Genomic DNA, 14,224 nt, shown 5'->3' on the forward strand with positions numbered 1-14,224 from the left:
TCACCGATAGCGTCGTTGCCCGTGACCACACATCTGTCCCACGGGGGAGCCACTGTGAAGCGCCGCACACTGTCCGCCGCTGCCGCTTTCGCCGCAACCGCAGCCCTACTGCTGACCGCATGCGGGAGCGGGGACGACAACGGCAAGACCGCTGACAAGATCGCCGGGGCCGACCAGGGCACAGAGACGCCGACCAAGTCGGCGGAGCCCTCGGGAGCCCCGGCAGAGGACAAGCCAGACGGCGTGGACGTGTCGCTTCCCAAGGACATGAACCTGGTCTTCGACTGGGAGAAGCCGAAGAACGAGAACGAGGCGGCCGCCATGTCCGACACGGCCAACTTCTTCCGTGCCATCTACCGGGGCGTCGACAAGCGCACGCCCAAGGATGCGTCCGTGGTCGCCTATGCCACCGGCGAGGGGCTGAACTACGCGAAAACGCAGATCAACGCCTGGATCGAAGGCGGCTGGACCGCCACCGGCACACTGCGCCACTACGACGTCACCACTCGGTCCGCCGCAAACGGCACATCGGTGGAGGTGGCGTTCTGCGCGGATTCAGGCAAGTTCTACGGCAAGGAAATCAAAACTGAGAAGGTCCTCGAGACCGAACCCAGCATTCAGGACTTCGACTACTACAAGATCATCATGGTCAAGCACCCCACAGGCTCTGGCCTGTGGCAGGCGTCCAAGGTGTTTGTCGAAACAAAGGCGGCGAAGTGCCAGTGAAGAGGTCACTTCGCACATTCATCGGCACCGCGGCACTTACGCTGGCCCTCGGCGCCCTCATCCTCACTGAACCCGCCTACGCGGCGAAACCGGTGGGTTCCGACAAGGGAGCCAGCACAGAGCAGACGGGCGGAAGCAACGACACCGGCATCTACGCCACCGCACGCATCCAGTACTCCGGCTCCGTTGCCAAGAACGGCAGCACCGGCAACGTGACGTCCTCCGACGTCAACTGGACGCCACCACCCTGCTGGTACGCCCCCTACCTCGGTGCCAAGGACTTCAAGAAGAAGATGTCCAAGGACATCGAGAGCCAGATGAACGCGCCCGGCATGGGCGGCCACGCAGGCGCGGCGCTCGGCGAGTTGCAGCGCCATTACGAGGACGAGTACGGCTGGACCGACACCCCCGGCTACAAGGACTACAACGTCGACAGGGACGGCGAGGGGATGTTCTGGGCCGCCGTCGAGAATCCCAACGAACCCGACCTGCTCAAGCGGAGCTCCTGCAACGACCTCCCCTTCTGGGTCGACAACGGCGAGGCCCCTCCGCCCCGATACGAGGAGGCCATCACCCCGGAGATACTCGCCGCCCTCGCCTACCAGCACATGCAGCTTCCCGACACCGAGGTCAGCCTCGCCCCCGAGGAGACCACCAAGGTGAACCTGCCGACCTGGGCCTGGCTCGACAGAACCGTCTTCGACGAGGTCCAGGCCACCGCGGCCCTCAACGTCCCCGGCTTCGCCCTCCAGGCCACGACGACCGCCAAGCCGGTGTCCCTCACACTGAAGCCGGGCACCGAGGACGCCGAGACCTACCCGGCCTCCGGCGAGTGCACCATCAACGCCGACGACTCCATCGGTGAGCCCTACGCCAAGGGCAAGGCCGACCAGACTCCGCCCTGCGGCATCACGTACCTCCGCTCCTCCGGCGACGGGACCTACGCCCTCCAGGCCACCATCACCTGGGAGATCGCCTGGACCGGCACCGGCGGCACCGGCGGCGACCTACCCGACGGGACCTTCGGTAACGAACAGGCGGTCACCGTCCAGGAGATCCAGTCCATCAACCGCTGAAGGAACGCAAGAGCACGCCCGCGGTCGCAGGGGACCAGCCCGTGATCGGCAGTTGGGAGATCCAGCCCGTCTTCGAGAGGTGCATACCGTCCTCGTACGTGTCAGCAGCGGCGCCGTGCAGCTACGGCAAGGTCATCCCCGGTACCTCCCTCTGGGGAACCTCCGGTCATACGCTGTCACCGGGACGCAGGAGCAGTTCACCAAGCACTTCCAGGGGGCCCCGAAACATCCGATGCCTCGTGATGTCCATGATGCCGGGCAGGTGAGTGGAGTGACGTCTGATCGTCCACAGGTGAAGTGTCTGTTCGAGTTCGACGGTCGCTGGGTGTTGCACCACCACGTCCCCTACACCGTCGAACACGACGGCAGCGTCCACCGCATCATGACGACGATCTTCGCCGAGCCGTCGGTGCACGGCCGGATCCAGATCAACCGCGACGGGCAGCTCGTCGCCGAGTACGACGAGCTGGTGCCCGGGAGCGTGGTGGAGATCACCGGAGACGCGTGGCGGATGGCGGAGGTCGAATACCGGACCCGCGTCGTCCTGGAACGTGTCCCCGAGGCCACGAAGGAGGCAGCCGGTGCACAGGCCGGTGAGTAGGTACCACATCGCAGGATCCGCACTGGCCCTGCTCACACTGGCCGGTTGCGGATCCTCGTCCGGCGGGGGCGGCGACAAGCCGACGACGGCCCCCGCGAGCACACAGGCGGCGGCCAAGGACAAGGGCCCGGTGTGTGTCGGCGAGACGCCGCAGGACGGACTGCACGTCCTGCGTGGTGGCGGCTTCCAGCTGCCGGGCGGCGGGGGCGTGCAGTACGCCGAGGCCCGGGCCGACGGCACGACACGCAAGGCGATCCTGCGTGAGGGTGCCCAGTACCAGTCCGGCCAGCACCAGTGGACCGTCGAGCCCGGGGCACAGGTGACCGTCTCCGGCCACGTCTACGCCGTCCGCCAGATCTGCTCCTACCGCGTCGTACTCGAACCGCAGGCCGCCGAGGACAGGGCCGCGCTCGCCGCGGCACCCAAGACCATGGAGTCGGCGGGCGGTTCCGCGGACGCTCCCCTGTGCTTCACGATCAACCCCGGCGTCCTGGCTGCCGCCGCGGCCGGTTTCCCGGCCAAGGGCAAGGAGTTGTCCCTCGTCGGCAACGGCGGAGTACAGCGCTTCCCCACGGGCCTGTCCCTCACCGTCTCGTACCTCGACACCGAAGCCGGCACAGCCGGCCTCGCGGCGAACTGCGCGGCGATCCCGGTCGCGTCGTACGAGGACGTACGCGTCGGTGATCCGGTGCAGTTCGCGGGGGTTATGTTCAAGGTGTCGGCTCTGACGGAGGAAGCGGTGAGAATCACCCGCTCGAGTGCATGACCCCGCCCGGGGCCGGCCAGGGGAGGCTCGCCGTCGAAGCGACCTGTTCCCCCCTGGCCCCCGCTCGCGCACAGCATCACCTGCGCGCAGGAACTGGCGTACGTACGGGTCGACTGTCAGGCGCTGTTGCGGTACGAACGGGCCTCCGCCGCCGTCACCTTCTCGGACTCGTTCCGGATGGCCGCGTCGACCAGGGGAAGCAGCTCGTCGACCTGCTCGCCCAAAAGTACCCCCTACTGTTCCCCTGAGTTCGGCAGAATACAGTCAGCGCGCCGCGATCTGTTCTCTTTTTTTGAGCAAAACACGTCGCCGTATCGTGATGAAAATCGTGCCGGCCATGAAGAAAAGGAACGCCAACAGAGCGACCAGCATCGGCATCGTCATCATTGGCGGGTCCTTCACCCAAGCCGTCGTCAGCACTCGTGTGGGATCCCGAGGGTCGTAGGTCACTGAAACCACGGCTTTTTGAAACAGACCTTCAGGGCGCATTCCACCCCAGTCATAGAGCGAAGTCTCCATCTCACCCTCGGGCCCATCGAACTTGACCTTGATATTCCCCGGGCTGCCGTATTTGTTCCTCGGCGAGGCGGTGACCTCTGCCCAGACAGAGACTCCGCGAGAACGCAAGTCGCTCACCAGTGACTCCGACGGGAGCAAGAAACCGAGGAACATGCCGCCGGCCATCAGGGCCACCGCGAAAACCCCCAGAATCACTCGCCGCTTCGGCACAGTAGGCTGCCCCAACCGAAGGCGCCGAATACGCAAATCCGTCTCAAAAGCAACTTGCTCAGCAGACTTCGGTGGCGGCGTCCAGTCCGCCCGTGACCTTTTTTTCTTCTTTCCCATGAAATCCGATCCCTGCGAATGTCAGAACCCTAGCCATCGACCGACCTTCTTGGCCGTTCCGGATTGCCGTGTCGACCAGGCACAGCCGCCCCTCCCGTTCATGAAATACCCGCAAGTTACGAGACAGCCGATACAGCCCGCACTCTTACCTTCAGCAATTTACGGCGCCTTACCAAAAGAGCGATCGTTCCACTTGGCAGGAGGAGAGTGAACACCAACGCGATAAGCACGGGAAACGTAATGAAATGCGGACTGTCGACCCACTCCATCGTCAGTACTCGAGTCGGTTCCTGAGGGTCGTAGATCACTGGAACCATGGCCCCTTGCAGCAGACCTTCAGGAAGCTTTCCGCCTCAATCACCGAGCACGGTTTCGGCCTCGCCCTTGGGCCCGCTGAATCGAATCGGAGCGGCTCAGTCGTGCGGAACCTCCTCGATCACATGCTCCTTGAAACACCACGAGCCCCGGTTGCTCACCGCTTCCGCCCGTAGCCCCGCCTCCCAGGCGATCCGGGCTGCGCGGCCCTGTGACAGGTCGGGGTATTCCTCGGGCTCCACCTTGATGTAGCCACGACGGTCCGCCGGGTAGGTGCGCAGCGCCTCTCGCAACTTCTCCTCCTGCTCCGCCTGCGCGGAGTGGTTACGAGTGACGGCCTTGTAGCCCTTCTGCATCCGCCCCGGGCCCCGTTTCCGGGCATCCCGGCCCCTAGCGGTGTCCGAGCCCCGCCAGGTCATCCAACCGACGGAGCCGAGTGCCGTGAGGGCGAACGCCGCTGAGCCGAGCGCCTCACCGGTGGCATCCGCCTGGCCGGGTGTCTGCGGGCGGAGCTCCCCCTTGGGATCCTCGATCACCGTGACCACCTGGCCGACGTCATATCGATCAGTTGTCGCTTTCATCTCGGGACCCGGAACTGCGGTGCCGTCCTGCCGTTCCAACGCGTACTTGTAGTCACGCGCCTTACGTCCCTCAGCAGCGTCCCGCCACTCCCTGACGACGATGGCCGTGACCTCCTCACCTCGCTGCTGCAGCGTGAGATCCTCGCGCGCCATGTCTGCGACATACACGGACATCAGGGATGTGGCCAAGATGAACAGCGTCGCGTAGGTGCTGGACTCCCTGGCTCCCAGCTTCCGGATCAGCACGATGAGCAGCACTCCATGGGCGATCCACAGGGGAGCGAGCAGGCCAGGTCCGTAGCCCTCGACCAAAGCGAGCATTCCCGCGATCACGGCGAGGACGTAACACCCGATACCTGCCGCCAGGGCGACGGGATACCGCGCTCGCCTGATCCGCGCCTCATCCTCCGCGCTCTCACTCATGACTGCTTCTCCAGCACTCTTATCTGCGTCCACCGGAAAGGGCGCCGACGGCACCTTCGGCGCCGATCAGGCTATGACGGTCCAGGAGATCCAGGCCGTCAACCGCTAGCCGTAGCTGTTCGTCGTGTCCCACACCCACCGCAGAGAACGGGCGATGGCGTCGCACAAGTCGCCCATGGGGCCCTGCGTGCCGCTCAGCGGCACCGAGAAGGCCAGGTGGAGGTAGCCGACATCGCCAGGCATCCGGACGTGGAAATCCAGGGTCGTCTCGGTGCGGGCGTGGACCGTCCGGCCTGCGGAAAGGTCGATTACGTCAACGTCGGCCCCTGGAGCCTTGCGGTGGGCCAGCTTCTCGGCGAGTTCCTCAGGCGTCGGAGCCGAGCCTCGGGGCATCGGTGGCCACGAGATGAGCAGGGAAGCCGGTAGGGCCGAACCCTCGGCCGATTCCGAGCGGAGGAAGAACTCCAGGGCACCGCGGGCGAGGCCGCTCTCGGCAGTGTTGCGCAGGTCGACCCAAACGCTGCGTGCGACCTCCGCGGGCGAGCTGCTGCCGGTGAATTCCTTGTCCACGAAGGTCTTCAACTGGCCGCGCCAGCGCTCTCGCGTGAGATCGACACGGAACCAGTCGCGGGGGACGAGGAGACGGTAGTCCGAAGGTGGGACTTCGGGCACGGCGGCGGTCATCCTCCTGCTGCGGAGGTGATGAGCGGCGAGCCGTCAATGTGGAACAGGCGAATGCTGCTGACGATGTTGCCGAACATCGTCGAGAACATGTCCCAGCCGGACATCGTCGGCGTCGACATCTCCATCATGAGCGTGGTGCCATGGGGCAGGGGGACGTAGACGCGTATGTACGACGTCGGGAACGCGAAACCCTCTCCCGACTCCGTGAGTTCGCCGATGACCTTGTCGTCCCGCGTACCGATGTACGAAACGGCCGATCCGCACGGGAGCTCGATCCGGGACACCTCACCGTCGTCCAGACGGCGGAGACTCGCACTGATCGCCTTCACCGTGTCCCGTGTTCCCGTGGTGTCCGGGCTGTCGAGGAGGGCGACGAACACCGTCGCGGTGCACGGGGTTTCGTCGATCGCTGTCACACAGATGCCGGCATACTCGGCTCCGGCGGCCAGCAGTTCGTCGACACCCAGCGCACACGTGACCGCGAGCGCCGTCTGCGCCTCTTCGCCGGCCCCCGGGAGCGCCTTCTCCACCAGTTCGCCCAGCAGCCGTACGGCCTCGTCGTCGTCCGCGGCGTGGATCGGAATATCGTGGAAGACCTCCGGCATCACCCAGCGCACATGGATGTCGTCCGCGTGCAGTGCGGTCGGGGCGGGCTGGGTGGGTATCAGCTCGCCGAGTTCGGGCCGGGTCGTCACGACGACTGTTCCTTCTCGGGCACGGGACGGTCGGGCGCTTCTGGGAAGAACTTCCGCGAGGTGGCGTACATGCCGTAGTAGGGGTACGCGCGAGGGATGTCGGCGCCGCCCCTGCGGGCAATTCCGGCGATCTTGCGGTAGAGCCGGGCCCGGCAGCGCACGTTCCGTATGACGGGGTCGAGCAGAGTGGGGCGTCGCACGAGGTAGATGCCGAGGATCAGCGCTCCGACGATCAGCGCGTCCGCGACGATGAAGGCGATCTGGAACTGGCGTGTCTTCTGGGATGCGACCATGTCCCAGAAGAGCCAGCCGCCCACACCGAAGATGAACAGCGGGATGACGAACAGGCAGCCGAGGAGGCCGGCCTTCGCCGTGTCCTCCCGCCGTTGGAACAGCATCCAGTGCACGGCACCGTCGTCGAGGAAGTCGAAGCGGACCTCCCGCCCGTAGGCCTCCGCCGCCGTCTTGGCCTCGGGCACGGCAGCGATGACGGATGAGGGGACCATGTTGTGGACGGTTCCCTGATCGTCGACGAACTCTCCGAACTTCAGGGCGTGGTAATCACTCACGGGTCGTCCTCCTTACGCAGCAGGCGCCAGAGCCGTGTGGAACGGCTTCGACGACGGCTTCGGACTCGGCTGCGGCGATGGCGACGGCGTGGGCGCCGGGACCACGACGGGCGGCTTGACCCGGCCGGGTGAGTCGCCGACCTCATCGAACTTGTTCTTGATCCTTACGACGCTCTGCACCCCGAGGTTGACCAGGGACGCACCCTTGATGTAGCGCGTGACGAGTTCCGGATCGAAACCGTTCGCCGGCAGCTTCACCTTGGTGATGCCCTTGCTGCTCAGGTATTTGGAAGCCCAGACGACACCCTTGTTGAAGTTCTTCACGGCGAAGCCGTTGGTGAAGCCGGCCCAGACGGCCCTCTGCGCGGTGAGCAGGCGCGCCCCCTTCGCCGCCGCGGTGAGGCCCTTCAGTGCGCCGAGGCCCGGGATGATGCCCAGTACGTCCAAGCCGATCTTCAGCAGATCGAGCTTCCCTCCCCGTGCGAAGACGTCGTAGAGCCGTCCCGTCAGGGCCGTGGCGCTGAGGAGAGCGGCGAGGCCCACGAGGACGACGGCTGCTATTCCGCCGGTCAGGACCACGGCCGCCACCAGGGCCGCGACCGCCAGCACCGTCGCGGCGGCGGAGAACCAGTCCGCGTGATCCGCGATCCAGTTCATGATCCCACCCGGGTCGCGGACACCGTCGTGGTGGATCACGTTCTTGATCTTCTTGGCGGCGCGGTCCGCCGCGTCGTCGCGGATCTCCTTCGCCCGCTCGATCTTGTGGCGTGCCTGCGCCATGAGGAGCGCGGCGTCGTCGCGTTTCTTTCCCTGCTTGGTGCGCTCCGTGCTGTCCTTGGCGTCGGACGGCACCGTGCCCTTCAGCGGTTCCAGCACCTTGAGCGCGGCCTTGTGGTCCACTTCGGCAGCGCGGAACTCCTCCAGCCCCTTGTCCGCCATGCGCTGGGCCCTGTGCAGTTCGCTGGCATACTCCGGCGACTCTCCGTCGCCCTCCTTGACCTTGGTGCCGATCGCGATCGCGGCCTCGTCGTAACGGTCGTACGCCTTCTTCAGGCGTCCGGCCGTATCGCCCGCGATCTCGTGAAAAGCACGGCCGGCGTCACTGTCCCAGCCGTCCACCGATGCCAACGCCTTGATGTTGCGGGCCTGCTTGTCGATCTCGTCGGCCATGCCACGCAACCTCTTGCCGAGATGTGCCACCTCATGAGGATCACCGGGCACCGGATCGGAGTCGTACATCGGTGACCAGTCCTTCGGACGGGCTGTCACTGCTACTTCTCCTTCTTCCCGCTCTTCTTGGCGTCCCGGAGCGCGTTCGCAAGCTCGTGATCGATGTCCTCATACGCCTTGGCCGCGTTCGCGGTGTACTTGGCGAGGTTCTCGATGTCCTCCATGAGCTTCTTGCGATTCTTCTTCCATGTCTGGGAGAAGTCGTCGAAGATGTCCCGCAGTTTGCCGCTGCCCAACGCATCGCCGTACTCGTCGGCTGGGTTGCCGTTGTCCTTGAACTCCCGGTGCATACGATGGAGCGAGTCCGAACAGTCCTTGATCAGGTCAAGGTCGTACCGCGTTCTGTCTGCCACCCGTTCAGACTCTCTTCCTCATGGGGTCACCCTGTTCGGGCGCGGCCGGCCACGGTAAATGCTGCGCCGTGCCCGAACAACGTGGTGGCCGCCGACGTCACTAGCCCTTGGCGCTCTTCGCCAGCTGCTCGTCCAGGTCCTCGTAGGCCTGCTTGGCCTTCTTCAGGAACTCGGCCATGCCCTCCAGGCCCTCCATGGCCTTCTTCGCGCCCTTGGTGAAGTCCTTGAAGGACTCCTCGAAGGCGCTGGAGCCCTTCTGGGTGGTGTAACCGTTCTCCACGAGCGCCTTGATGCGGTCGTCGATGGTGTCGAGCTCGCCGTGCAGCCGGTTCATGTCCTTCAGAAGCTTGCCCGCTTCCTTGTCCATCTCGGCATAAGTGATGTCTGCGTCCTTGCCCTTGCCGGCCATGACGCTCCCTCCCGTTTCCGTTCGCCGCGGGGCCCTCCCCCGTGGCTCCTCGGGATCGTCGAGCCCTCGGCGCCGACCATCCGCGTGAGCAAAGATCCTACGGGTGGTGCTGTTGAGATCCCAGGGGTGTTGTGCACGCGGTGCGTGAAGGGGCGTGAACTCGTGCACATTCGTTGCCCTGGTGGAAGCCGGGGCAACTAAGGTCATTCCCATCTGGGTTCAACGTTCCGGGGAAGGCCTCGGTCCAACGAGGAGGACGTACGTGCGCCTGAGTCTGACCGTCGTCGACCCTGTCGGTGGGGCCACCGCCGACGTGGTGCTCGACGCCGATCCGGAGTCGTCGGTCGGCGACATCACCCAGGAGTTGGCGCAGCACGTCGGACTGGGCGGTAGTGCACGGGTCATCCCGATCGGGGGCCATCAGGGCAGTGGTGGGGCACCGCACGCCTTCGTCGACGGCTACGCGCTGGATCCAGCCGCGACCGTCGTCGAGTCGCCGCTGCGCGAGGGTGCCGTCGTCAGTCTGCACGATCCGGCCGGCTGCGTTTTCGGGGAACCGACCGGAGTGGTGGAGTTCCGCGTGGCCGGTGGTCCCGCAGCGGGCTCGGTGCACCGGCTGGGGGTCGGTCGGTACGACATCGGCAGCGGCCCGGCCGCGCACCTGCACATCGATGACCCCGAACTCGGGGCGCGAGCCGCGACGTTGTCGATCGCCATGGACGGCACCTGCAAGGTCACCGTGCACGCGGAGAGCGAGCGCGCGCCCGACAAGAAGAGCGACGACAAGAAGAGCGATGGCAAGAAGAGCGATGGCAAGAAGAGCGGCGACAAGGAGGGCGGGGACAAGAAGGGCGGGGACGACGCATCCGCTGCCCGGCTCGACGGTGAGCCCCTCGAAGGTGACGACTGGCCCCTGGGTTCTCAACTGGCCATAGGGAACAGCCTGTTCGACCTCGTCGGGTACCTCCCGCCGGACGCCGCCCTGAAGTGGTCCGAGGACGGCGCGGGCCTCGACTACAACCGTCCCCCTCGACTGCGCCCCGCCGAGCGTCAGACCCGGTTCCGACTGCCTTCACCGCCCGGTGACTTCGAAGCGCGTCCACTGCCCTGGCTGATGGCGCTCTTCCCGCTGGTCGGTGCCGTGGTCGCGGTCATGATCTTCGGGCGCTGGTACTACCTCATCATGGCCGTACTGAGCCCGATCATGCTCTTCGGTAACTACTTCATGGACAAGAAGCATGGCCGCAAGTCGCACGCCAAGCAACTGAAGGAGTACAAGGAGCACAAGAAGCGGATCGAGAAGGACGCCGAGGAAGCTCTGGTCACCGAACGGTCGGACCGGCGCCATGCCATTCCCGATCCGGCCGCCGTGCTGTCCTTCGGCACCGGTCCCCGGACCCGGCTGTGGGAGCGGCGCCGTACCGACGCCGACCATCTGTTGCTGCGTATGGGAACCGGCCGGGTCCGCTCCGAGGTCGTGCTCGACGATCCGGAGCAGGACGATCACAAGCGCGAGGTCACCTGGCAGATCGAGGACGCGCCGGTGGCCCTGCCGCTCAAGGATCTCGGGGTCATCGGCATCGCGGGTCCGGGCGAGTCCGCGCAGGCACTCGGACGGTGGGCCGTGGCGCAGACCGCCGTGCTGCACAGCCCCATGGACGTGCAGTTCTACATTCTGACCGAGCAAGGGGCGCACACACGCTGGGACTGGACGCGCTGGCTCCCGCACTCGCGTCCATCGGGCGGCCAGGACATCAACGTCCTGATCGGTACGGACTCCGAGACGGTGGGTTCCCGGGTCGGTGAGCTGACGCAGCTGCTCGACGCGCGACAGAAGGCGTTGAAGGAGGGCGGCCGCCGTGACGGCCCGGCGTTCTCCGACCCCGACATCGTGGTCGTCTGGGACGGGTCCCGTCGGCTGCGTTCACTGCCCGGCGTCGTCCGGCTGCTGCGCGAAGGGCCGGCCGTCGCCATGTACGCGATCTGTCTGGACGCCGAGGAACGCTTCCTGCCCGGCGAGTGCCAGGGCGTCGTCGTCGCCGAGCCGCGGCGGACCGAAAGCACCGCGGACACCGACGGCACCGCCCTGACCAGGGGGGCGCAGCCCGCCGTCGGCGGGTTCCCCTCGTTCCATGCCTGGCACCAGAGCGCCCCGCAACCCCGGGAGAGCGCGCCCGAGGACCTCGAACTGCGGCTTCGGGTGGAGCAGAGCGGTGCCCGTCGGCTGACCGATGTCCGGCCCGACTTCGTCTCCCCCGGCTGGTGCGCGCGGCTGGCCCGTTCGATGTCCCCCATCCGCGACATCAGCGGCGAGACGGAGGACTCCGCGCTGCCCGCAGCGAGCCGCCTGCTCGACGTGCTGCAACTCGAGCCCCCGACGAGCGACGCGATCACCGCCCGCTGGCGCATGGGCGGCCAGTCCACCATGGCCGTGATCGGCGAGTCCTACGACGGCCCGTTCGGCATCGACATGCGCAAGGACGGCCCGCACGGTCTGATCGCCGGTACGACGGGTTCGGGCAAGTCGGAGCTGCTCCAGACCATCGTGGCGGCGCTCGCGGTGGCGAACACCCCGGAGAACATGACCTTCGTTCTCGTCGATTACAAGGGCGGCTCCGCCTTCAAGGACTGTGTGAAGCTGCCGCACACCGTCGGCATGGTCACCGACCTGGACGCCCACCTCGTCGAGCGGGCCCTGGAGTCGCTGGGCGCCGAGCTGAAGCGGCGCGAGCACATCCTGGCCGACGCCGATGCCAAGGACATCGAGGACTACCAGGACCTCGTGCGACGGGACCCCTCGCACGCGCCCGTGCCCCGACTTCTCATCGTCATCGACGAGTTCGCTTCGATGGTGCGGGACCTGCCCGACTTCGTGACCGGACTCGTGAACATCGCGCAGCGAGGGCGTTCCCTCGGTATTCATCTGCTGCTCGCGACGCAGCGGCCCAGCGGTGTCGTCTCCCCCGAGATCCGCGCCAACACGAACCTCCGGATCGCACTGCGCGTGACGGATGCCGGCGAGTCCTCGGACGTCATCGACGCACCGGACGCCGGACACATCTCCAAGAGCACACCCGGCCGGGCGTACGTACGGCTGGGCCACGCCTCCCTCATCCCGTTCCAGTCCGGACGGGTGGGAGGGCGACGTCCCGGCGCGGCGGATCCGCAGGCTCTGGCTCCCTGGTCCTCCCCGCTGGCCTGGGAGGACCTGGGACGACAGACATTGCGCAAGCCCAAGACGGAAGCCCGCGAGGACGACGAGATCACCGACCTCAAGGTGCTCGTGGACGCCGTACGGGACGCCAACCGGGTACTCGACATTCCGGCTCAGCACTCCCCGTGGCTGCCCGCCCTGGAGGAGAGCCTGCAACTGGACGAGATCCCCACGGTACGCCCCCGAGGGGCTCTGCCCGCGGCCCCGTACGGCGTGGAGGACCTGCCCGGCGAGCAGGCGCGCCGCCCGGTGGCCGTCGACTTCGCCACCTTCGGGCATCTGCTGGTCGGCGGCGCACCCCGTACCGGCCGCTCCCAGCTGCTGCGGACCATCGCCGGTTCCCTGGCCCGTACTCTCTCGTGTGCCGACGTCCATATGTACGGCATCGACTGCGGCAACGGTGCCCTCAACGCGTTGACCCGGCTGCCGCACTGCGGCGCGGTCGTCGGCCGTAACCAACTCGAACGGGTCATCCGGTTGTTCACCCGCCTGAGCACGGAACTCACCCGTCGTCAGGATCTGTTCGCAGAGAGCGGCTTCGCCGACATCGGGGAGCAGCGCGCTGCCGTCCCTGAGGACGAGCGGCTGCCGCACATCGTGCTGCTGCTGGACCGCTGGGAGGGCTGGCTGCCCACACTGGGCGACTACAACCACGGCGACCTGACCGACCAACTGATGACCATGATGCGTGAGGGCGCGAGCGTCGGTCTCCATGTCGTGATCACCGGCGACCGGCAGGTCCTGGCGGGACGCATCTCCTCACTCACCGAGGACAAGTACGGCCTGCGCCTCGCGGACCGCGGCGACTTCTCCATGCTGGACATCAACTCCCGTAAAGTGCCCGAGGAGATTCCCCCGGGCCGCGCCTTCCGCAACGAGACGGCCACGGAGACCCAGTTCGCTCTGCTCTCCGAGGACACCACCGGCCAAGGACAGGCAGCGGCCCTGGTCGCTATCGGCGAGGCCGCCACCGCCCGCGACAGCGACGTCCCCCGTGCCCGGCGTCCGTTCCGGGTCGACGTCCTGCCGAGCCGGATCTCCTTCGCGGACGCCTGGGCCATGCGGGACACCGAGACGAACGCATCGCGGCTGTGGGCTCTGGTGGGTGTCGGCGGTGACGAACTCACCGCGTTCGGCCCCGACCTCGGCCAGGGCGTCCCGGCGTTCGTGATCGGCGGCCCCGCCAAGTCGGGGCGCAGCACGGTGCTGATGAACTTCGCCCGGTCGTATCTCGCACAGGGAACCCGTCTCGTCGTCGCCGCGCCACGCCAGTCGCCGCTGCGGGAGCTCGACGGACGGGAAGGTGTACTGAAGGTCTTCACCGGCCGCGACATCGACGAGGACGAACTGGACGAGACCCTCGAATCGGCCAAGCCCGAGGACCCGATCGTCGTCCTCGTCGACGACGCCGAGGTGCTGGACGACTGCGACGCCGAGGACGTCTTCAAGCGGATCGTGGAGCGCGGCGGTGAGAAAGGGCTGGCCGTCGTCATCGCCGGTGACGAGGAGGAGATCTGCGACGGCTTCTCCGGCTGGCAGGTCGACGCGAAGAAGGCGCGCCGCGGCATCCTGTTGTCGCCGCAGGACTCGTCCGCCGGCGATCTGATCGGTATCCGTACGACACGGAGCATGGTCGGTGGCCAGATCTCACCGGGCAAGGGGATGCTGCACCTGGGCGACGGGGAGCACCAGACGGTCACGACTCCCATGTGACGTGCGGGCCCCGGATACGTCAG

At 66.7% G+C, this 14,224-nt stretch carries 13 protein-coding genes; 5 read left to right on the top strand and 8 right to left on the bottom strand.

The features are described 5' to 3' along the window. The first annotated feature begins 54 nt into the window (after positions 1 to 54). From DIZ27_RS07545 to DIZ27_RS07560, 4 genes are all read left to right on the top strand, one after another. Positions 55 to 726, top strand: a complete 672-nt coding sequence (locus DIZ27_RS07545; protein ID WP_109377515.1) for a hypothetical protein — start codon at positions 55 to 57, stop codon at positions 724 to 726. After that, positions 723 to 1,802: a hypothetical protein gene (locus DIZ27_RS07550; RefSeq protein ID WP_109377516.1), complete on the top strand. Its 1,080-nt coding sequence runs from the start codon at positions 723 to 725 to the stop codon at positions 1,800 to 1,802. The genes DIZ27_RS07545 and DIZ27_RS07550 overlap by 4 nt, the downstream gene beginning before the upstream one ends. Positions 1,803 to 2,094: 292 nt before the next feature. Next, positions 2,095 to 2,403, top strand: a complete 309-nt coding sequence (locus DIZ27_RS07555; protein ID WP_258308287.1) for a hypothetical protein — start codon at positions 2,095 to 2,097, stop codon at positions 2,401 to 2,403. Next, positions 2,396 to 3,169: a hypothetical protein gene (locus tag DIZ27_RS07560; protein ID WP_109377518.1), complete on the top strand. Its 774-nt coding sequence runs from the start codon at positions 2,396 to 2,398 to the stop codon at positions 3,167 to 3,169. The genes DIZ27_RS07555 and DIZ27_RS07560 overlap by 8 nt, the downstream gene beginning before the upstream one ends. A gap of 264 nt (positions 3,170 to 3,433) precedes the next feature. On the opposite strand, the gene DIZ27_RS46910 is transcribed toward DIZ27_RS07560, so the two are convergent. The 8 genes from DIZ27_RS46910 to DIZ27_RS07600 form a co-directional block, all read right to left on the bottom strand. Further along, positions 3,434 to 4,015 (bottom strand): DUF3592 domain-containing protein, encoded by a 582-nt coding sequence (locus DIZ27_RS46910; RefSeq protein ID WP_258308288.1) that lies wholly within the window; start codon positions 4,013 to 4,015, stop codon positions 3,434 to 3,436. A gap of 413 nt (positions 4,016 to 4,428) precedes the next feature. Then, positions 4,429 to 5,334: a hypothetical protein gene (locus DIZ27_RS07570; RefSeq protein WP_181383439.1), complete on the bottom strand. Its 906-nt coding sequence runs from the start codon at positions 5,332 to 5,334 to the stop codon at positions 4,429 to 4,431. Positions 5,335 to 5,439: 105 nt separating this feature from the next. Further along, a complete protein-coding gene (locus tag DIZ27_RS07575; RefSeq protein WP_109377519.1) occupies positions 5,440 to 6,018 on the bottom strand; it encodes a hypothetical protein in 579 nt (192 codons plus the stop codon). Then, a complete protein-coding gene (locus DIZ27_RS07580; RefSeq protein ID WP_109377520.1) occupies positions 6,015 to 6,713 on the bottom strand; it encodes a hypothetical protein in 699 nt (232 codons plus the stop codon). Before DIZ27_RS07580 ends, DIZ27_RS07575 begins: the two co-directional genes overlap by 4 nt. Further along, on the bottom strand, positions 6,710 to 7,282 hold the full coding sequence (locus tag DIZ27_RS07585) for a hypothetical protein (protein WP_109377521.1): 573 nt from the start codon (positions 7,280 to 7,282) through the stop codon (positions 6,710 to 6,712). Before DIZ27_RS07585 ends, DIZ27_RS07580 begins: the two co-directional genes overlap by 4 nt. Before the next feature lie 12 nt (positions 7,283 to 7,294). Beyond that, positions 7,295 to 8,551 carry a putative T7SS-secreted protein gene (locus DIZ27_RS07590; protein ID WP_109377522.1) on the bottom strand — a complete coding sequence of 419 codons (1,257 nt, stop codon included), beginning with the start codon at positions 8,549 to 8,551 and terminating at the stop codon, positions 7,295 to 7,297. A 2-nt stretch (positions 8,552 to 8,553) separates the two neighbouring features. After that, on the bottom strand, positions 8,554 to 8,865 hold the full coding sequence (locus tag DIZ27_RS07595) for a hypothetical protein (protein WP_109377523.1): 312 nt from the start codon (positions 8,863 to 8,865) through the stop codon (positions 8,554 to 8,556). Positions 8,866 to 8,965: 100 nt separating this feature from the next. Beyond that, positions 8,966 to 9,274 carry a WXG100 family type VII secretion target gene (locus DIZ27_RS07600; protein WP_109377524.1) on the bottom strand — a complete coding sequence of 103 codons (309 nt, stop codon included), beginning with the start codon at positions 9,272 to 9,274 and terminating at the stop codon, positions 8,966 to 8,968. Between the two features lie 262 nt (positions 9,275 to 9,536). Between DIZ27_RS07600 and DIZ27_RS07605 the strand changes: the two genes are divergently transcribed. Beyond that, on the top strand, positions 9,537 to 14,201 hold the full coding sequence (locus tag DIZ27_RS07605; protein ID WP_109377525.1) for an FtsK/SpoIIIE domain-containing protein: 4,665 nt from the start codon (positions 9,537 to 9,539) through the stop codon (positions 14,199 to 14,201). The last annotated feature ends 23 nt before the right edge of the window (positions 14,202 to 14,224 follow it).

The sequence above is a fragment of the Streptomyces sp. NWU339 genome, assembly GCF_003143855.1.
GTDB lineage: Bacteria > Actinomycetota > Actinomycetes > Streptomycetales > Streptomycetaceae > Streptomyces.